The sequence below is a fragment of the Ochrobactrum sp. BTU1 genome (assembly GCA_018798825.1).
Classification (GTDB): Bacteria; Pseudomonadota; Alphaproteobacteria; order Rhizobiales; family Rhizobiaceae; genus Brucella.
Window position 1 is genome coordinate 2,180,702 of the sequence record CP076354.1, and the last position, 19,758, is coordinate 2,200,459.

Below are 19,758 nucleotides of genomic sequence, written 5' to 3' on the forward strand. Positions count from 1 at the left end.
CGATGTATAACTATCTCGATTTTGAAAAACCCGTCGCCGACCTCGAAGGCCAGATCCTTGAGCTGAAGAAACTCGCTCAGGAACAGGGCAGTGTCGAGATGAGCGACGAGATCAGCCGTCTCGAGAAACGCTCGGCCGATGCGCTTAAAGATATCTACCGCAAGCTGACCCCATGGCAGAAGGCGCAGATCGCCCGCCATCCGGATCGTCCGCATTGCCTCGAATATATCGACAAGCTGTTCACGGAATTCACGCCACTGGCAGGCGACCGTCAGTTTGCCAATGACGAAGCCATTCAGGGCGGCTTTGCCCGCTTCAATGGTCAGGCCGTTGCCATTCTGGGCCAGGAAAAAGGCTCGGATACCAAGACGCGCCTCAAGCACAATTTCGGCTCGGCCCGTCCGGAAGGCTACCGCAAGGCTGTGCGCATCATGGAAATGGCTGACCGTTTCCAGCTGCCGCTGATCACCTTCGTCGACACTGCCGGTGCCTATCCAGGCGTGAGCGCTGAAGAACGCGGTCAGGCGGAAGCCATTGCGCGCTCCACCGCTGAATGCCTCAAGCTGCGCGTGCCTGTCATCTCGATCATCATCGGTGAAGGCGGTTCGGGCGGCGCGATCGCGATTGCTGTCGCAAACCGCGTCTATATGCTCGAACATTCGATCTATTCGGTGATTTCACCTGAAGGTGCAGCTTCGATCCTCTGGCACGATTCCACGCGTGCAAAGGATGCAGCTTCCAACATGCGCATCACTGCGCAGGATCTGTTCGATCTCAAGGTCATCGACGGCATCATCCCGGAACCGCTTGGCGGCGCACATCGCGGCAAGGATGCCGTTATTGCGGCTGCGGGCGACATCATCACCGCCTCGCTGCGCTCGATGAAGGATGTCGATGGCGAAACGCTCAAGCAGGAACGTCGTCAGAAGTTCCTCGACATCGGTCGTAACCTTTAATTTACCAACAATTTCAAAAATTGGCTCCGGCGCGCCCTTGGTGCGCCGGATTTGCATCGTGCCATTATTTCCGCCATATTGCGGACATTCTGTTTTTTAGGTATTTGAGCAACGGTTTATCAACGATACCGAAAGGTTTAGTTGTTAATATCCGGGCACCGAAAAGTCAGATTTGCTTAAATGCGTCGGTGACGCAGCTTCGATCAGATTCTGATGAAAGTTGAATACTGGCTGTTCTACCTATTTGTTTTTACGCATTATCCTATGCAAAACCGCTTCGCACTTTTGCTGGAAATGCTCTAACAGGCTCGATGCGATATGAAGATCAGAACCGCACTTCTTGGAACACTCTTGGCATCCGCTCTGCTTGCCGGTTGTCAGGGCTCGTCCGTTTCCGATCTCAGCTTACGCGCTGAAAAACCTCTTTCCGAGAAAATCGTCGCCAAGATGAAATCGAAGGGCATGACGCGCACTTCGCCGGTGATGGTTCGTATTTTCAAGGAAGAAGGCGTCCTCGAAGTCTGGAAGCAGAAGAACAACGGCAAATACGACCAGATTGCCTCTTATGAGATCTGCAAATGGTCAGGCAAGCTTGGTCCGAAGTTCGTAGAGGGTGATCGTCAGGCGCCAGAGGGCTTCTATAATGTTCGCCCGGCACAAATGAACCCGAATTCGCAATATCACCTTGCCTTCAACATTGGCTTCCCGAACGCCTATGACCGCGCGCACAACCGTACCGGACAGAATCTGATGGTGCATGGCGCTTGCTCGTCATCGGGTTGCTATTCGATGACCGACGAAAGCGTCAGCGAGATTTATGCCTTTGGCCGCGATGCCTTCAAGGGCGGTCAGCGCGACTTCCAGATTCAGGCTTTCCCGTTCCGCATGACCGCAGCCAACATGGCACGTTACAAGAGCGACCAGAACTACGCATTCTGGAAGATGCTCAAGCAGGGCTATGACGCTTTTGAAACAACCAAGGTTCCGCCAAAGGTTGATGTCTGCGAAAAGCGTTATGTCTTCAACGTGCCAACGCCAGATGGTCAGCCGCTTTCGGCGACCGATGCCTGCCCACCTTCGGTCGGCTCGGAATCCATGGCTTACACGTCTTCTTATGAAAAGACGTTCCAGTCCGCATTCAGCGCGGCACAGAAGAAGCCTTCGCCGTCCATTCAGGGCATCGCAGAAGCTAAGCTGGTCTCTGCATGGAGTGCAGCGCGTGCACGCGGCGAGAAGGTAACGCGCGAACCGCCGTCGCTTTCGCCAGCATCGGCTGAAACGCCAAATGCACCGGATATCCAGCCTGCGGCAACGCCGATCTCGGCACAGCCTGCGACAGCCATTGCTGCAACGCCAGCAGTTGCTACTCCGGCTCAGACTGCGGCAGTCCCTGTTCCGCAGGAAAATCCGGCAGCGGTTTCACCGATGACCACCGCAAGCACGGTCCCAGATGCTGTTGCAGCACCTGCACCGGAAAAGAAGAAGGCCTGGTGGAAGCTGGGTGGTAACTAATACCAGATGGATAAAGACGTTCCCGTCTATGATCTGAGAGGGCTTAAGTGCCCTCTTCCCGTTTTAAAGACGCGCAATCGCCTGCAGGATTTGCCGAGCGGCGCGCTTCTCTGGGTCGAAGCAACCGATCCTTTATCCGGTATCGACCTTCCGCATTTCTGCACGCAGGAAGGCCACGCCCTGCTCAAGCAGGAGCGCGACGAAAACCTTCACCGTTTTCTTATTCAGAAGAAATAATGTCTGAGGCATAAGTCCTATCGAAGTGAAACGAGGGTCGATAAGATTATGCTTCAAATAAAAGGCTTAGAGCGCCGATCTGATACAATCAGATCGAAACGCGCTCTAAAGCATATCGCAGAAAAGTGCGAAGCGGTTTTCGGAACAAGATGCGCATAAAAAACAAAGAGATAGAGCGAGCGCAGCGGATACACTAACCGCGAAAAGCTCTAGCGTGTTGAATAGCCCGGAATAGCCAGCGGATTGTCCATCATCGCAGCGCGGTCGGGACGATCAATACCTGCCTTGCCGAGAAACGCGTCGAAAAGCTCGCGCACATAGGTTTCCGGCAAATCCTTCACAATCATCACCAGCAGCGTTTCATGCTCATCCTTGGGCCATTTCGGCAGTCGTGCTGGCGGATGAAAGATTTTCTGCACACCATGAATGACCAGCGGACGATCCGGATCTTCGGCGATCTGAACAATGCCCTTCACGCGCAAAAGCTTTTCGCCATGGGTCGAGCGCAGCAGATCGAGAAACATCTCGAATGTCGAGAACGGGATCGGTTCCTTGTGACGCAGAGAGAAGGAACGAATGGCATCATCATGATGATGGTGGTGGTGGTGGTGATGGCCGTGGTCATGATCGTGATCACAATCCGGTCCGCAGACATGGCCATGCCCAGAATGCGTATCGCGATGATGGTGCGAATGATCGTGGTCATCATGATGATGGTGATGATCATCCTCATAGGCTTCCGCACGAAGCCAGCGCTGAACATCCGCCGTCTTTGTTTCCGGATTATAAAGCCCACATTCAAACAACGCCGCATAGCCGGTGCGGCCATCGGATGCTTCAAGAATATCGGCACCCGGATTAAGCTGTTCGAGCCGTGCCTTGAGCTCTGCAAGTCCGGCCTGCGCCTCCGGCAGATCAGCTTTGGTAATGATGATGCGATCAGCCATCGCTGCCTGACGAACAGCTTCCTCATGATTGTTGAGGGTTGCCATGCCGTTGACGGCGTCAACCGTTGTCAGCACGCCATCAAGGCGCAGAACCTGCATGAGAACAGGATGACCCATGATTGAGTGCAGCACAGGTGCCGGATCGGCAAGACCTGTCGTCTCGATGATAATCCGCTTCAATGCCTTGATGCGCCCGGTCTGGAGGCGGTCGATCAGGTCAGCCAGCGTATCGACCAGTTCACCACGCACGGTGCAGCACAGGCAGCCGTCGGCAAGCTCGATCACACCTTCACTGGCCTTTTCCACCAGCAGGTGATCGATGCTCACTTCACCAAATTCATTGATGATGACTGCCGTATCGGTCAGCTCTGGATCTTTCAGCAGCCGGTTAAGCAGTGTCGTCTTGCCCGAGCCCAGAAAGCCGGTCAGTACAGAAGCAGGAATTGGTTGTGGCATGATCTCAGACTTAGTTGATTGTGGCTGCATTCACACCGGCAGCTGCGCGCTGCGGGCGTGGCATCGGCACAGGAACCTGCGAAATATCAAGCTGACCGACTTTCGTCACCTTTGCAGGTGGAGCCGAAACAAGGCCGACTTCAACGGGAACCGGCTCGCGGGTCATCGCATGAATATAGGGCGAGTTGAGCTGCAAACGGCCCTCGACATCGCGACCATCCCAGCGGTCGGCCATGGCCTGCTGGCTGCAGATGGCTTTGCGCATATCAACAGCCTGATAGGCGGCGCTGTTTGCTGGCGGCACCATGCTGCCTAGCGTTGGCACTCCGGCACCATTGTTGCGGAAAGCATCGGTCATCAGCTGTGCTGCCTGAACCGCACGCGTTTCTTGACGATCAGCACCCAGAACCACAGCCAGAATGGTGCGGCCCTGACGGGTCGCGGAGCTGGCCAAATTGAAGCCGGAAGCACAAACGAAGCCGGTCTTCATGCCATCAGCACCATCGAAACGGCCAAGCAGAATATTGTAGTTGGCCTGCGGCTTCTTGCCGTCGCCCGTATCGATGGCTTCGGTTCCGAAGTAATGGGCATATTGCGGGAACTCACGACGCAGCTGCACGCCCAGAACGGCCAAATCATGCGCGGTCGAATAATTGTTCGGATCATGCAGGCCATTCGGGTTGGCAAAATGCGAACCGCTCATACCGATGCGCTGCGCTTCTGCATTCATGCGCTGCACGAAAGCCGATTCCGAACCGCCAACGGATTCCGCAACAGCAACCGCCACGTCATTGGCGGACTTTACCAGCATGATCTTGAGCGCAGTGTCGAGCGTCATCACGGAGCCTGGACGATAGCCCATCTTGCTCGGCGGCTCTTTCGAGGCATTGACAGTCATTTTCACTGGCGATTCAAGCGTCATCTGACCCGACTGAAGCGCGCGGAACGTGACATAAGCGGTCATCATCTTGGTCAGCGAAGCCGGATACCAGCGCTGGAAAGGGTCCTGCGCGGAATAAACCTTACCGGTGGCCACATCCACAGCAATCGATGGATTAGCCAGAGCAGCAGACAAGGTCAGGGCCGAAAGAGCCGCTGCTGTGCAAAGGATTTTCAACGACTTCGAGATCATTCGTAGTTCCAATCAGCAAGAGCCGCAATGTCTGCGGGCGATCGATTCCGCTTCCTGTTGTATCAACCTGCTAAAGTGACAACGGCGTGCGAATACGTCATTCAAAAAGGAAGATTTACACTGCTTCTATCTAAGCCATATGGCAATCAAAAGGCAAATAGGGATTGCCCGCTTTCACTGAAACGTCATATCCTCACTACTTCTGCTTATTGAGAATCTCAGGATATTTCCGAAATGCCAGTGCTTAATCGTGTCGTCGAAACTGCAAGCGAGATCGCCGCATGGCGCCGCCATCTGCATCAGAACCCTGAACTGCTCTATGACGTTCACGAAACGGCACGTTTTGTCGAAGAAAAGCTGAAATCTTTCGGCTGCGATCTGGTCGAAACCGGCGTTGGCCGCAGCGGCGTCGTCGCGGTCATCAAGGGGCGTCACGGTGATGGTCCGGCCATTGGCCTGCGCGCCGATATGGATGCGCTGCCAATCACTGAAACCAGCGGCGTTGAATGGGCATCGAAAAATCCGGGCAAGGCACATTCCTGCGGACATGACGGTCACACGGCAATGCTGCTGGGTGCCGCTCAATATCTCGCTGAGACCCGCAACTTCCGCGGTTCTGCCGTTTTGCTGTTTCAGCCGGCTGAAGAAGGCGGCGCTGGCGCGCTTGCCATGGTTCAGGACGGTGTCATGGATCGCTTCGGCATTTCGGAAGTCTATGGCGTTCACAATCTGCCAAGCCTTCCCGTCGGTCAGTTTGCCATGTGCAAAGGCCCGATCATGGCCGCAACCGATGAATTCGACCTTTCGATCAAGGGACGCGGTGGCCATGCAGCGCAACCGCACCGCACGATTGATCCGATCCTTGCCGGTTCACAGCTGCATCTCGCCATTCAGGGCATTGTTTCGCGCAATATCGATCCGCTCGATTCCCTCGTGATCTCGGTCACGAAGTTTCACGCAGGCGAGGCTTATAACGTCATTCCTGAAACGGCCAAGCTTTCAGGCACAGTGCGCACGCTCAGCAAGGAAACCCGCGCCTATGCCGAAAAGCGTATTCGTGAAGCAGCAGCAGGCATTGCATCGGTGAGCGGTGCGGAAATTACCGTTCGCTACAAGAACAACTATCCTGTGACCTACAACCACGATGACCAGACTGATTTTGCAGCCCGCGTTGCAAAAAATGTGGCTGGCGAAGGCAAGGTGAAAACCGATGTGGCTCCGATGATGGCTGCAGAAGATTTCTCCTACATGCTGGAATCGCGCCCGGGCGCCTATATCTTCCTGGGCAATGGCGACACACCCGGCCTGCATCATCCGGCCTATGACTTCAACGATGAAGCAATTCCCTATGGTGTGAGCTATTTCGTGTCGGTGATCGAAACAGCACTCGCTGCCTGATCCAGAGTTCAAAAGAAATGCGCCTGCCCCGCTTTTTGCGGGGTTGGCGAAAGCCATGAAAAACAGTATGTGTCGAAAAATGCTCGAGCCATTGGAATCAATGGCAAATACGAGCGTTTCTGATGACTGGTCCCGTAGCTCAGTAGGATAGAGCGCAAGATTCCTAATCTTGAGGCCACTGGTTCGAATCCAGTCGGGATCACCATTCATCGTCCGGGCAGGCAAATCCCTTCGCGCTCAAATTATCTTGAAGTCCTGTGATTTTCCGTAACCTGTGCTATACCCGCTCACGGTCTTGCGGTGGGCTTCTTAGTCCCTCTAACTGGTTGGCATGTTTTTTTGCCGTGCGCTCGTCTTGCGACAAGGCGCAGAACTGTTCCTGGAACCAAAAGCCTGACCGTGAACACATCCCCCAGGATCGTCCGAGACGATCGACCGTAATGCTGGCTGCTTTGACGGGCAGACCCGCGCCTTCGCAAAGCTGAAACTACCATGAGTGTTATGCCGGAAGCCCAGACTTCGACCAGTGAACCGACCGCGTCACTGGAAGCGAAAAGCAATTTCCGGATTATTGCCCTGATCGTTGCAAGCGCGATGCTGATGGAACAGCTCGACGCTACCATCCTTGCGACTGCATTGCCGACAATGGCCCGGGATTTCGATGTCGCCGCCCCTTCGATGAGCGTGGCGCTCACCTCCTATCTGCTCAGCCTTGCGATTTTCATTCCCGCAAGCGGCAAAATCGCCGATCGCTTTGGCACCCGAACCGTGTTCCGCTTTGCCATCGGCATTTTCATACTCGGCTCGATCCTTTGCGCACAGGCGCCAAATCTGCCCTTTCTGGTCTTTGCCCGTCTGTTGCAAGGTGCCGGCGGAGCCATGATGCTGCCGGTCGGACGTCTGGTTCTGATCCGCTCGGTCGAGCGCAAGGATCTCATCTCGGCAATGTCATGGATGCTGGTCCCTGCCCTGATGGGCCCGATCCTCGGCCCTCCCATCGGTGGTCTGTTCGTGACCTGGCTCGATTGGCGCTGGATTTTCTACATCAATGTGCCAATTGGCATTCTGGGCATGATTTTCGTCTCGCTCTATATTGGCGAATATAAAAGCGACACCAGAGAGCCGTTTGATTTCGTCGGCTTGATCCTGTCCGGCATAGCACTTGGCGCGCTGCTTTTCGGCCTTGAAAGTGCAAGCACGACCAGCGGTCTGGCAGCCAAATTCTTTGTGGTCGGCATCGTGTTTGCAATTGCAACCGTCATCCACTCACGCCGGCATCCCGCCCCGCTTCTCGATTTTTCGCTGATGCGGATTGAAAGCTTCGGCACCTCGATGATTGCCGGATCGATCACCCGCATCACTCAAGGGGCGCATCCCTTCCTGTTGCCCTTGATGCTGCAGGTCGCCTTTGGCATTTCAGCGGTTTCTGCAGGCAATATGGTACTGGCCACAGCGCTCGGTTCCATGGCCATGAAAGCCTTCGCACCCAAGATCATCCGCCGGTTCGGTTTCCGCTCGTCACTGGTGGTGAACGGCATATTCTCATCGTGCAGCTATGCGATTTGTGGCTTCTTCGGCCCTGAATGGCCACACTGGCTGATTTTTGCCGTGCTGTTCATGTCCGGCTTTTCAATGTCGTTCCAGTTCACCGCCTATAATACGGTGGCCTATGACAAGGTTGATGAAAAGCGGATGAGCTCGGCCAACAGCTTTTACTCAACCTTCCAGCAGCTCATGCTGTCCTTTGGTGTGTGTATCGGCGCGCTGGCCCTTCATTCATCCATGGCCTGGCACGACCGAGACGTGCCACTGACCTCGGATTTCTCGATCGCCTTCTTTATCGTCACCGGAATATCGCTGACAGCAACTTTCTGGAACCTGCGCTTTGCAAAACACGCAGGCGAACAGATGCGCGGAAGATGAGGAATGGGGGCTTACCCCCCATAAGGCCAGTTGGCCTGCGAGAATACACCACCATCGACCCAGAGCGTCTGCCCTGTCACAAAACGCGCAGCGTCGGACGCCAGAAACAGCACCGGCCCTGATATATCCTCGGCAGAACCAACGCGACGCAGCGGCGTGATCCGGCTCCAGGTGTCTGCATAGTCGGGCTGTTCCTGCATTGTGCGTTCGTTGAGAATGGCGCCCGGCGCAACACAATTGACCCTGATACCATTCGGCCCAAGCTCAACAGCAGAGACTTTGGTAAACTGCTCGATACCGCCTTTTGATGCCGTATAAGAAACGAGGCTGGGAAAAGCGAGCTTGTTGCAGCCCGAGCCTATATTGATGATCGCACCGCCTTTGCCGACCTCGACCATGCGGCGCGCTGCTGCCTGTGTGTTGAGAAAACAGCCCTTCATATTAGTGCGAATGACATCGTCCCAATCGTCTTCCGAAAGCTCCAGCAACGCCCCCCAGGTCTGAATACCGGCATTGTTGACGAGCACGTCAGGCGCATCGCCATACCAGCTGCAGACTTCATCGAAAAATGCGTCAACGTCACTTCCAACGCCAACATCACAAGCGACTCCCAGCGCCTGACCGCCTGAAAGCTCAATCTCTTCCATGAGTGTCTCTGCAGCGTCTTCATCGCCAAGATAGCTGAAAGCCACAGTGTAACCTGCTTCGGCAAATGCTGAGACCAGATGCCTGCCAATGCCGGTGCTGCCACCGGTGACGACCGCAAATCCACTCATAAAATTCCCTCCCGAAATCTTGTGAGTGAGACTTTAGTTGAGTTTTTCCAATGGTAAAGCCGGAAAGACTGAAATAAAATTCTGGCGAAAGAGGAGATCCGAATGAACCCCAATATTGAAGTTGCCAATGGTGCCTGCCACTGCGGAACCGTTCGCTTTCGCGTCAAACTATCAGATGGCCTTAACACTGCGCGCCGCTGCACCTGTTCCTATTGCCGAATGCGTGGAGCTGTCGCCGTTTCCGCAGATCTGAATGGCGTTGAAGTTCTGGAAGGCGAAGATGCGCTGACGCTCTACACATTCAATACGGGCGCGGCCAAGCATTATTTCTGCTCGAAATGCGGGATCTACACCTTCCACCAGCGCCGATCCAACCCTCAACAATTCGGTGTCAATGCCGCCTGTCTCGAAGGCGTCTCACCTTTCGACTTCAAGGTCATTCCGGTCAATGACGGCGTGAACCACCCGTCCGACAATCCGAACTACAAAGGCTCCGGCATCGCGGGTTATCTGCGTTTTGAGGTGAACGAAGACTAACCCCGCGCGCGCCGCTTGTGTTCGTTTTTCTCCCATGAAAACACAACAGGCGGCAGCGGGTCGAGACCGCGAATAATATCCGCACCCTTTTCGCCGACCATAATGGTCGGCGCATTGGTGTTGCACGAGGGAACGCGCGGCATGATCGAGCTGTCGCAAACCCGCAGACCTTCAAGACCGCGCACTTTAAGTTCCAGATCGACAACGGCCATCGCATCTGTCCCCATCCTGCAGGTGCCGACCGGATGATGATCGGTCTTGGCATTGGCGCAGGCATAATCGAACAGATCATCGTCACTGACGACCTTTGGCCCCGGCAGACGTTCGGCCATGACATAGGGCTTTAGTGCGTCTTGCTGCAAAATTTCGCGCGCGATCTTCAGACCTTCAAGCGACATCTTCCGATCATGCGGATCACTCCAGTAATTCGGATCGATGAGGGGTGCTGCAGCCGGATCATTGGAAGCCAGCCGCACGGTTCCACGCGAACGCGGATGCAGATAAGCAGAATTAAGCGTCACGCCTGCATTCTTGAGCTTCTCAACGCCAGCTTCAATGCCCGAACCAAGCCCCAGATGAAACTGAATATCCGGTGAGCGGGCATCCGGATCAGCATACCAGAAGCCGCCGGTCTCAAAGAGGCTGGAGGCCACCGGGCCGGAGCGCAGAAAGATATATTGCAGGCCCGCGCCCAGCGTCCGATGCAACTTTGCCACGCCATCATAGGTGTGATCGCCCGTACATTCGGAAATGACAAACAGATCGAGGTGATCCTGCATGTTCTCACCCACACCCGGCAGATCGTGCTTCACATTAACGCCAGCCTTTTTAAGTTGATCAGCAGGGCCGATACCCGATTGCAGCAGAAGCTTAGGTGAGCCGATAGCGCCGGACGAGACAATCACCTCACGGTTTGCGCGCAAAACCTCGCCGTTCATCAGTGTAACGCCGGTGACTAGGGTCTTTTCCAGATCGATACTGCGCACCGGCGCATTCATCCGCACGGTAAGGTTCTTGCGATCCCTGATCGTCGCGAGATAGGCAAGGGATGCTGACGAGCGACGGCGATTGCGCTGGGTTAGCTGATAAAAGCCGACGCCTGCCTGCTCACGACCATTGAAATCCGGGTTATACGGAATGCCGAGTTCTTGACCCGCGCGGATATAGGCGTCGCAAATCGGCAATGGTGCAGACGGCATCGAAACGCCAAGCGGCCCGCCATAGGAGTGAAAATCATCATTGAAACGCTGATTGTCTTCGGCGCGTTTGAAATAGGGCAACACATGACGATAGTCCCAGCCGGTACAGCCGTCCTCATTAGCCCAGAGATCATAATCGGCTGCATTGCCGCGTGTATAAATCTGCGCATTGATGCTGGAGCCGCCGCCAATGACTTTCGCCTGCGTATAGCGCAACACACGGTTTTTGAGATGCTTCTGCGGAACGGTTTCCCAGCCCCAGCTCGCCACACCCTTGGTCATCTTTGCAAAACCGGCAGGCATGTGAAACAGCGGATTCCAGTCGCTTCCGCCTGCTTCCAGCAGCAGCACTTTGATCGCTGCATCTTCGCTCAGACGATTGGCGAGAACGCAACCGGCAGGACCGCCGCCAACAATGATATAGTCATACTTCATGCGTTTCTCCTCCCGAGAAACTAAAGCTTCGCAATCGACAGGCCACCATCGGCATTGATCGCCGAGCCCGTCGCAAAAATGAAATCGCCGCCTGCAAGCCCGGCCACAATAGCGCCGACATCGCCTGCCTCGCCCCAGCGTTTCATCGGCACCAGACCACCTTCGATCAGTCCGTCATAACGCTCGGCAACACGCGCTGTCATATCGGTGCGGATGATACCGGGACGCACCTCGAACACGCCGATCCGTGCTTCGGCCAGCCGAAGCGCAAGCCCCTGCACGAAGGCTGTCAGACCTGCTTTGCTGATGCAGTAATCAAGCCTTTCGGGCGAAGTCATTACCGACGAAACCGAACTGATCGTCACGATACTGCGTGGAAAACGCACATCCGTCACCGCCAGCATGGATTTCACCACCGCTTGCGTAAAAAACACCGTGCCGCGCAGGTTCACATCAATAATCGTGTCGAAATTCTCAGGTTTCAGCCCGAGAAAATCGCCGCGCTCGACCGAACCCATGCCCGCATTGTTGACCAGACAATCGATGCCGCCAAGCTCATTCACAACGGCTGCAACCGTCGCTTCATGCGTTTCGATAGACGCCAGATCGCTTTCAAAGAAAGCCACCCTTCCCCCAAGCCCGCGCAATTCTTGGATAACCGCCTCATCACGTTCACGGTCGGTAATCGCCAGATCAAACCCTTTGGCGGCCAAAGCACGCGCGATGCCAAGCCCGATACCACGCCGCCCGCCAGTCACCAGTGCCACGGGTCTTTGACGGCTCATACCAGTACCTCCGTTTTAATGTGGTCGGCAACGCGCAGAGCCTGCGCCGCAATCGTCAGCGCAGGATTGACCGCAGCCGATGTCGGCAGGAACGATGCATCAACCACATAGAGATTGGGATGGTCATAAGCACGGCAATAAGGATCAAGCGGCGCTGTTGCTGGATTATCGCCGATACGCACCGTGCCGCATTGATGCGATGGTGTTCGCCTGTCGAACGCCCGCGACAGCACGATTGGAAATCCTGCTGCACGCAGCGCGGATTTGAGCTTATCAACCAGCATCAAATGCGCCTTCCAGTTGGAACGCACCCAATGCAGAATGATGCGATCACCATCCACGCTCACGCGACTTTCCGGCGATGGCAGATCTTCGCTCATCGCGTAAAAATCAATCGTATGTCCGGCAATGCGGTTTAAAAACCATTCCGGCACCTGGCGTATATTGGATTTCAGGATCGCGCCCGACACACGCCCCAGCAATTGCACATTGCCAAGCGGCGGCCCGCCAGCCCCATCGCTGAGATAATAATCGTTAAAGCCAAAAGTCTTCTGGTAGACGCTGTCATTGCGATAACGCGGATCAAACCCAATCACCGCACTGGCATTGTGGTTCATGAAATTGCGACCGACCTGATCGGAACGGTTCGCCACTCCCGAACGCAGCAAAAGCGCTGCTGACTGCACGGCTCCCGCTGAAAGAATGACCAGTTTGGGCCGAAGGACCAATGCCTCGCCATTCTTCGCATAGTGAACGGCGGTAATGGTTTTACCATCGGGCCCGGTTTCCAGCTTCGTTACCCGCGCGGAGGTTTCAAGCCGGACATTTGGATGTTTGAGCGCAAGTGCTAACGGACAAGTCTCCGCATCCATCTTGCCGTCATTGCTGTTGGGATGCGCGTCCCACGGCGTTTTGGCCTTCGCCAGCCAGCGCTCAATATCAACACCCAATGGCAAGGAAGCCGGATGCAACCCTGCTCTCTTCAGCCGTGCACGCAAATCGGCAATCGGGCTTTCATCACGGATGGCCGGATAGGAATAGGGCTTTGAATGATAGGGTTCGGTCGGGTCATCGCCCAATTCACCGCGCACCTGAAAAAGCTCTTCCGCCTTGCAATACCAGGGCTCAAGCTCATCATAGGCGAAGGGCCACGCCGGAGACACGCCTTCAAGATGCGCAAGCTCCTCAAAATCCTCGCGCCGATAGCGCACCAGCACTGCGCCATAGAATTTGGAATTGCCGCCGACATTGTAATAATTTCCGGGATTAAACGGCGTGCCATCCGTCTCATACCAGAACTCTTTCGGGCGAAAGAAGCCACGCTGGAAAATGGCGCGTGGGTCGCGGTTTTCCGGTCTGTCCGGCAAATGCTCGCCCGCCTCCAGAATGAGAATGTCTGCACCGGACGCTGCAAGACCGGCGGCCATTGTCGCTCCGCCGATACCCGATCCGATAATGACGATATCCGGCTGTCCTCCCAAAGCCGTCACTCCCTACTTAGCCTGCGGCATCCACCAGCCGGTACGCGCACCGATATGCATGTTGAGCGTCTTGGTTTCGGTATAATCCTCCACCGCATGACGACCCAATTCGCGGCCCAGACCTGACTGGCGGTAACCGCCAAAAGGCAGTTCCGGCGTGCCGTCCATGAAAGTGTTCATCCAGACCGTACCAGCCCGCACCTTGCGGCCAATGTTCATGCAAGTATCGAAATCGCAGCTCCACACGCCAGCTGACAAGCCATAATCAACCGCATTAGCAATGGAGATAGCCTCATCCACCGTATCAAAAGACAGCACCGACAGAACCGGACCGAACACTTCTTCACGCGCAACAGCCATGTCGGCTTTCACACCTGCAATGATGGTCGGTCCCATATATTGGCCAAGGCCGAGATCCAGCACGTCGCCGCCATGGGCAATTGCAGCGCCCGCCTTTTTCGCCTGATCGACATAAGCGCCAACCTTGCTCAAATGCTGTGGCGTGATGATCGCGCCCACTTGCGTGCTGACATCGAGCGGATCGCCGACGATCACTTTCTTCGACAGATCAGCAACGCGCCCAACAATCTCATCGACAATCGAGCGATGCACGATCAGTCGCGAACCGGCATTGCAGCACTCGCCTGCATTGAACCATGCGCCGAACACGGCCGCGTCGATAAAGGCATCCATATCCGCGTCCGGGAACAGGATTTGCGGGTTCTTGCCGCCAAGCTCCAGCGACACTTTTTTCAGCGTCTGCGCCGCATTGGCCATGGTCAGCTTGCCCACACCTGTGGAACCGGTGAACGACACCATGTCCACATCCGGATGCGTGCTCATATGCTGGCCGACATCAGCGCCCGTTCCGGTGATGATGTTGACGACACCGTCAGGGACGCCTGCCTCAGTCAGAATTTCGCCGAGTAACAATGTCGATCCGGAAGTCAGCTCCGAAGGCTTTACGACTGCCGTGCAGCCCGCAGCCAGAGCAAATGGCAGCTTCTGGCCCACGATCAAGAACGGGAAATTCCAAGGCGTAATGATGGAAACAACGCCAATTGCCTCACGCAGCACGACACCAAGGGTGCCATCACCCAGCGTATTATAGCTTTCACCATGCAGATCGCGTGCGAGCGCTGCCGCATAGCGCCAGATATCGACCGAACCGGCAATTTCGCCGCGCACCTGAGAAATTGGTTTGCCGGCTTCAATTGCATCGAGATAAGCAAGCTCTTCGGCCCGCGCTTCAATCAGATCGGCGGCTTTCAGCAAAATCAGCGAACGCTGAGATGCGGTTTTAGACGACCAGCGCCCATCATCGAAAGCCTTACGTGCGCTAGCTACCGCGCGATCCACATCGGCCTTCTTGCCAGCGGGATAACGGCTCACCGTCACGCCATGGCCGGGCGCTACGCGTTCAATAGTCTCGCCGCTTTGGCTTCCAACCCATTTACCATCGATCAGCATCGAGAATTCACGAACTTCAAGCCCGTTTAGCGGCTGCGGTTTTACGACTACGCTCATCACCATTTTCCTTCAAAATTTGCTTCGCGCTTTTCGGTAAATGAGCGCACGCCTTCTTTCAGATCGCTGGTCTTGGCGACCAGAATGGAACCCAGCGCCTCAACTGCCGTGCCATTGTCCTCGCCATTGGCGACCGACAGCATCAGCTTGGAAATTTCCAACGCAGCCGGTCCGCGCTTGGCCACCCGCGCCGCATAGTCTTGCGCCGCCTGCAGAGCTGCGCCCGTCTCCACTACATGATCGACAATCCCATGCGACAGCGCTTCCTCGGCCGTGAACATTTCGCCACCCAGCACCATGCGGCGCACGATCTGCGCACCGAAACGGCGCACGAGACGCTGCGTGCCCGACCAGCCGGGGATCATACCAAGCGATGTTTCCGGCAGGCCGATTTTTGCCTGTCGTTCGACAATGCGGATATCGGCGGCACCTGCCAGTTCCAGACCACCACCCAAAGCATGACCATTCATTGCTGCGATCAGCGGCACACGCAAAGTCGCAAGCCGCTCGAACACCCGATGACCGTAGCGCACCCAGGCATGGCCGAATTCTGCCGGTTCCATGCCGCCCCAGGCCTTGATGTCGCCGCCTGCGGAAAAAGCCTTGCCTTCGCCGGTCAGGATCGCAACGCGCACGGTGCACTCCGCTTCCACCCGATCACAGGCCGCAGACAATTCGTGCAGAAGCTCGATATCAAACGCATTGAGCTTTTCGGGCCGCTTGATGGTTATGACGGCGATGTGGTTCTCAATCGAGATGTCTATCCGTTGAGCCATTTATGCCTCCAGCTTTCGCGCAGGCTTTTGCGGCAGTGTCAGACCAATCGGCTCGTCACGGAACAGTGCCTCATCCATGAGTTTAAGCTGATCCGAAACAATCAGCGGAAACTCGGCTTGGTCCAGAATATGCGTCTGCAAATCCACACCCGGCGCAATCTCGGTGAGTACAATCCCTTCCGCCGTGAGCTTCAAAACCGCGCGTTCGGTGACATAAGTAACATCCTGCCCCTGCTCGACACCACGCGGACCGGAGAAAGTAACATGCTCAACCTCATTAACGAGCTTTTTGAGCTTACCTTCCTTCTCAATCACCAGCTTGCCGTCAGCGACCGACAATTTCGCCCCTGCATTGAACATGCCGGAGAAGACGATCTTCTTGGCCCTTGCAGTTATATCGACAAAACCGCCAGCACCAGCAGTCACATGCGGACGGAATGACAGCTTCGACACATTGACCGAGCCGTCGCGTCCGATCTCAAGGAAGGACAGAAGCGAGGCGTCGAAGCCTGCGCCCTGAAAATAGGTGAACTGATAGGGTGACGGCATATAGGCGTCTGCATTGGACGCACAGCCAAAGGCAAAGTCGAGAAGCGGCACGCCGCCAACAGCACCCTGCTCAATCACCCAGGTCACCGCACCATGCAGACCCTCTTCCAACAGAATGCGCGGCACATTGGCGGAAATGCCGAAGCCAAGATTAACCGCACTTCCTGCCTGCAACTCCTGTGCGACACGCCGCGCAATCGCCTTCTGAATATTGAACTCCGGCAAGCGGAATGTATCGAGCGGACGGAAAATCTCGCCGGAAATTGCCGGATCGTAAAGTGTCTGTGTTGTCTGCTTCTGGTCGGGATCAACGACGATATAGTCAACCAGAACGCCCGGAACGCGCACATCATGCGGTTTCAGCGTGCCTTCCTTGGCGATGCGCTTTACCTGCGCAATGACTATGCCGCCATTGTTGCGCGCAGCCAGCGCCTGATCCAGCCCACCAAGATATGCGCCCTCATGTTCATAGGTGAGATTGCCGCGTTCATCAGCAGTGGTAGCGCGGATGATCGTCACATGCGGCACGATATTGGGGAAATAGAGCCAGTCCTCACCTTCAAAACTGACCTGCTTGACGACCGGCTCCTCACGCGCCTTGTCGTTCATTGCCGATCCCTGACGCTTGGGATCAACGAAGGTATCAAGCCCCACTTTGGTCAGTACACCGGGACGCTTGGCAGCCGCCTCGCGATGCATATCAAACAGAATACCAGACGGAATATTGTAGGCCGGAATCTCGTTATTGGTTATCATCTGCCAGATCAGCGGCGGCTCAGAACTTGATGGCCCTGACGGATAAGAACCACCGATGATCTTTTTAAGAAGCCCCTTTTTGGCGATGTAATCGACACCCTTGATGCCACTCATATCGCCAGCGGCAATTGGGTGCAGCGTGGTGATATTCTGGGGATGACCGGTTTCATCAAAACGCTCGCCAATGGCTTTCAGCATCATATCCGGACAGCCGAGGCCGCTCGACGAAGAAACCGAAACGACAGCGTTGTCGGGAATAAGTGATGCTGCTTCCGCAAATGAAATATGTTTGCTCATAATTTTCAAAGTCCTGAATGAACAGCAGTTGCCTTACCGGTCTTTGCAGCCTCTAGCACGGCAAGCCCGGTCGCAAGCGACCAGATGCCATCCTCCAGAGTTGCGGAAGGCTGACCTTTACCTGCGATGGCATTATGGAAAGCCTGCAAGGCGGTTTCGTAGAGATTCTTCTGGTCGAGCGGCAATTCGTGCTCGCCATCCTTGTCACGCAGAATGACGGTTCCCACCTGCTTTTGCGTCATGACATTGCGTGCAATGAGTGAGCCTTCGCTGCCATGCACTTCAAAGCCGGTTTCCGCATATTTGGTGGTGAATGCATCGTGGAACTGAGCAATCGCGCCGGAGGAGAAGCGCAGCACACCCATCACACCGTCTTCCAGCCCTGCGCCGCTCAGGCCACCCTGCTGGCTGAAAGCCACAGCTTCGACCGGGTCTTCACCCAGCACAAAGCGTAATGTATCGGCATCATGCACGGTAATATCGAGGATCACACCACCGCCCGCATCAGGGCGCTCAATGCGCCAGCCTTGCAAATGCGGCGGCAGATAAACCGCGTGAAAAACCCGCGCGCCAAGCACCTTGCCGATCTTGCCTTGAGCGATCGCATCACGCATGGCGCGGTGGCTTACAGCATTGCGCAAGTGATGATTTGTGCCCGCCACAACGCCCGCTTCACGCACGGCTTTTAGCATTTCGTGGGCATCGCCAATCGTCAGCGCCAGCGGCTTTTCGCACAGAATATGCTTGCCTGCTTTGGCGGCGGCAATCGCCTGATCGCGGTGCAGTTCATTGGTAGTGGAGATATAGACAGCGTCGATTTCCGGATCGGACAACAGCGCATCAAGGCTTGTCACCGAGCGGGCAATCCCGTTCTCGCGGGCATAGGTTTCGCCACGCTCAGCATTGGTGCTGTAAACGGACGCAACTTCGCTACCGGTCGCGCGAATGGCACCAATAACCCATTCTTTTGCAATGGTGCTTGCGCCTATAAGGCCCCACTTTGCCATGCGAATTTCTCCTCCTTTTTAGATTGCGTACCGCAACTTGCACGCACCGCAAGACGCACCGACAAGCGCTGCGCCTCCGCCTCCACCCGTTCCGAATTGATCTGTTTCAGCAAAAGCTGCGCCGCACGTTCTCCCAAACCTTGCGGATCAACAGCCACAGTTGTCAGTGCCGGAACAGCGGTCTTTGCTTCGATCACATCGTCAAAACCAACCACTCCAAAATCCCGGCCCGGCTCCAGATTTGCAGCGCGCAAACCATCGCAGACCCCAAAGGCCACAGCATCATTGAAACACACCGCTGCCGTCGGCTTCATGCCGTGCCGCAACATGCGCTCAACTGCTTCAACACCGCCAGCACGCGAAGGCGCAGAGGTGAAGACCAGCGCATCATCAAACACGATGTCCGCTTGCTCAAGTCCCGCACGATAGCCCGCAACTCTTTCAGCAAAAACAGCGGTATCCGCATAACCGCCCATGAAAGCGATTACGCGATGCCCCAGCGAGAGAAGATGCTCAACCGCCTTTGCCACGCCGCCACGATTATCCGAAACAATCGACGACACACCCGATCCCGGCACATCACGCACCATCTGCACAACCGGCAGGCCGCTTTTTGCCAATGGTTTCAGATCACTAGCCTCGGTGCCACGCGCCGGCGAAACGATCAGCCCGGCAATGCCATGCTCACGCATCGAGGCGATCACTTCGCGCTGACGATCAATGCTTTCCGCTGTATTGGCGAGAAACTGCACATAACCTGCCGATTGCATGACACGATCAACACCAACGGCAAGCTCGGCAAAAAAGCTGTTGGTCAGATCATTGACCACAAGCCCGATAATCTTCGATTTCGACTGCCTGAGATTGGCGGCCGAGCGATTATAGACATAGCCGAGCTTCTCAATCGCTTCCTGAACCTTAGCCCGGGTCTCGGCATGAACCAGAGGACTATCGCGCAGAACAAGCGATACAGTCGACTTCGACACGCCTGCTTCGCGTGCGATATCGATGACCGTGATGCTGCTCTTGCTCATATCCGTCTCCTGTTCCCTTAAGTTAATTGGAACGATCC

17 protein-coding genes and 1 tRNA gene are annotated in these 19,758 nt (G+C 55.6%); 7 read left to right on the forward strand and 11 right to left on the reverse strand.

Going from position 1 to position 19,758, the window contains the following annotated elements; translation table 11 throughout:
• Positions 1 to 2 precede the first annotated feature (2 nt).
• From KMS41_10545 to KMS41_10555, 3 genes are all read left to right on the forward strand, one after another.
• Entirely contained in the window at positions 3 to 956 is a 954-nt protein-coding gene (locus KMS41_10545; GenBank protein QWK77507.1) for an acetyl-CoA carboxylase carboxyltransferase subunit alpha, read from the forward strand.
• Between the two features lie 318 nt (positions 957 to 1,274).
• Positions 1,275 to 2,468, forward strand: a complete 1,194-nt coding sequence (locus KMS41_10550) for a hypothetical protein (protein QWK77508.1) — start codon at positions 1,275 to 1,277, stop codon at positions 2,466 to 2,468.
• Positions 2,469 to 2,474: 6 nt separating this feature from the next.
• Positions 2,475 to 2,705, forward strand: a complete 231-nt coding sequence (locus tag KMS41_10555; GenBank protein QWK77509.1) for a sulfurtransferase TusA family protein — start codon at positions 2,475 to 2,477, stop codon at positions 2,703 to 2,705.
• 209 nt (positions 2,706 to 2,914) lie between these two features.
• Here the strand turns inward: KMS41_10555 and KMS41_10560 are convergent, their stop codons facing one another.
• Both KMS41_10560 and KMS41_10565 read right to left on the reverse strand, forming a co-directional pair.
• Positions 2,915 to 4,108 (reverse strand): GTP-binding protein, encoded by a 1,194-nt coding sequence (locus KMS41_10560; protein ID QWK77510.1) that lies wholly within the window; start codon positions 4,106 to 4,108, stop codon positions 2,915 to 2,917.
• 10 nt (positions 4,109 to 4,118) lie between these two features.
• Complete coding sequence (locus KMS41_10565; protein ID QWK77511.1) at positions 4,119 to 5,240, reverse strand: D-alanyl-D-alanine carboxypeptidase; 1,122 nt, start codon at positions 5,238 to 5,240, stop codon at positions 4,119 to 4,121.
• A 234-nt stretch (positions 5,241 to 5,474) separates the two neighbouring features.
• Here KMS41_10565 and KMS41_10570 point away from each other — a divergent pair, with 234 nt between their 5' ends.
• The 3 genes from KMS41_10570 to KMS41_10580 all read left to right on the forward strand — a co-directional run bounded on the left by KMS41_10570 (position 5,475) and on the right by KMS41_10580 (position 8,561).
• Positions 5,475 to 6,638: an amidohydrolase gene (locus tag KMS41_10570; protein QWK77512.1), complete on the forward strand. Its 1,164-nt coding sequence runs from the start codon at positions 5,475 to 5,477 to the stop codon at positions 6,636 to 6,638.
• A gap of 128 nt (positions 6,639 to 6,766) precedes the next feature.
• Positions 6,767 to 6,843: transfer RNA gene (locus KMS41_10575), tRNA-Arg, on the forward strand.
• A 296-nt stretch (positions 6,844 to 7,139) separates the two neighbouring features.
• Positions 7,140 to 8,561, forward strand: a complete 1,422-nt coding sequence (locus KMS41_10580) for a DHA2 family efflux MFS transporter permease subunit (GenBank protein ID QWK78847.1) — start codon at positions 7,140 to 7,142, stop codon at positions 8,559 to 8,561.
• 11 nt (positions 8,562 to 8,572) lie between these two features.
• On the opposite strand, the gene KMS41_10585 is transcribed toward KMS41_10580, so the two are convergent.
• On the reverse strand, positions 8,573 to 9,337 hold the full coding sequence (locus KMS41_10585) for an SDR family oxidoreductase (protein ID QWK77513.1): 765 nt from the start codon (positions 9,335 to 9,337) through the stop codon (positions 8,573 to 8,575).
• Between the two features lie 102 nt (positions 9,338 to 9,439).
• Between KMS41_10585 and KMS41_10590 the strand changes: the two genes are divergently transcribed.
• Positions 9,440 to 9,874, forward strand: a complete 435-nt coding sequence (locus tag KMS41_10590; GenBank protein QWK77514.1) for a GFA family protein — start codon at positions 9,440 to 9,442, stop codon at positions 9,872 to 9,874.
• Here the strand turns inward: KMS41_10590 and KMS41_10595 are convergent.
• The 8 genes from KMS41_10595 to KMS41_10630 are packed head-to-tail and all read right to left on the reverse strand — an operon-like array spanning position 9,871 to position 19,720.
• A complete protein-coding gene (locus KMS41_10595; GenBank protein QWK77515.1) occupies positions 9,871 to 11,508 on the reverse strand; it encodes a GMC family oxidoreductase N-terminal domain-containing protein in 1,638 nt (545 codons plus the stop codon). The two genes, KMS41_10590 and KMS41_10595, sit on opposite strands and share 4 nt — an antisense overlap.
• 20 nt (positions 11,509 to 11,528) lie before the next feature.
• Positions 11,529 to 12,293, reverse strand: a complete 765-nt coding sequence (locus KMS41_10600; GenBank protein ID QWK77516.1) for a 3-ketoacyl-ACP reductase — start codon at positions 12,291 to 12,293, stop codon at positions 11,529 to 11,531.
• Complete coding sequence (locus tag KMS41_10605; GenBank protein QWK77517.1) at positions 12,290 to 13,774, reverse strand: GMC family oxidoreductase; 1,485 nt, start codon at positions 13,772 to 13,774, stop codon at positions 12,290 to 12,292. The genes KMS41_10600 and KMS41_10605 overlap by 4 nt, the downstream gene beginning before the upstream one ends.
• Before the next feature lie 12 nt (positions 13,775 to 13,786).
• A complete protein-coding gene (locus tag KMS41_10610) occupies positions 13,787 to 15,307 on the reverse strand; it encodes an aldehyde dehydrogenase family protein (GenBank protein ID QWK77518.1) in 1,521 nt (506 codons plus the stop codon).
• A complete protein-coding gene (locus KMS41_10615; protein ID QWK77519.1) occupies positions 15,301 to 16,077 on the reverse strand; it encodes an enoyl-CoA hydratase/isomerase family protein in 777 nt (258 codons plus the stop codon). Before KMS41_10615 ends, KMS41_10610 begins: the two co-directional genes overlap by 7 nt.
• Positions 16,078 to 17,679: an acyl CoA:acetate/3-ketoacid CoA transferase gene (locus KMS41_10620; protein QWK77520.1), complete on the reverse strand. Its 1,602-nt coding sequence runs from the start codon at positions 17,677 to 17,679 to the stop codon at positions 16,078 to 16,080. It abuts the gene before it with no gap.
• Between the two features lie 5 nt (positions 17,680 to 17,684).
• Positions 17,685 to 18,686 (reverse strand): Gfo/Idh/MocA family oxidoreductase, encoded by a 1,002-nt coding sequence (locus tag KMS41_10625; GenBank protein QWK77521.1) that lies wholly within the window; start codon positions 18,684 to 18,686, stop codon positions 17,685 to 17,687.
• On the reverse strand, positions 18,665 to 19,720 hold the full coding sequence (locus KMS41_10630) for a LacI family transcriptional regulator (protein QWK77522.1): 1,056 nt from the start codon (positions 19,718 to 19,720) through the stop codon (positions 18,665 to 18,667). The genes KMS41_10625 and KMS41_10630 overlap by 22 nt, the downstream gene beginning before the upstream one ends.
• Positions 19,721 to 19,758: the final 38 nt, after the last annotated feature.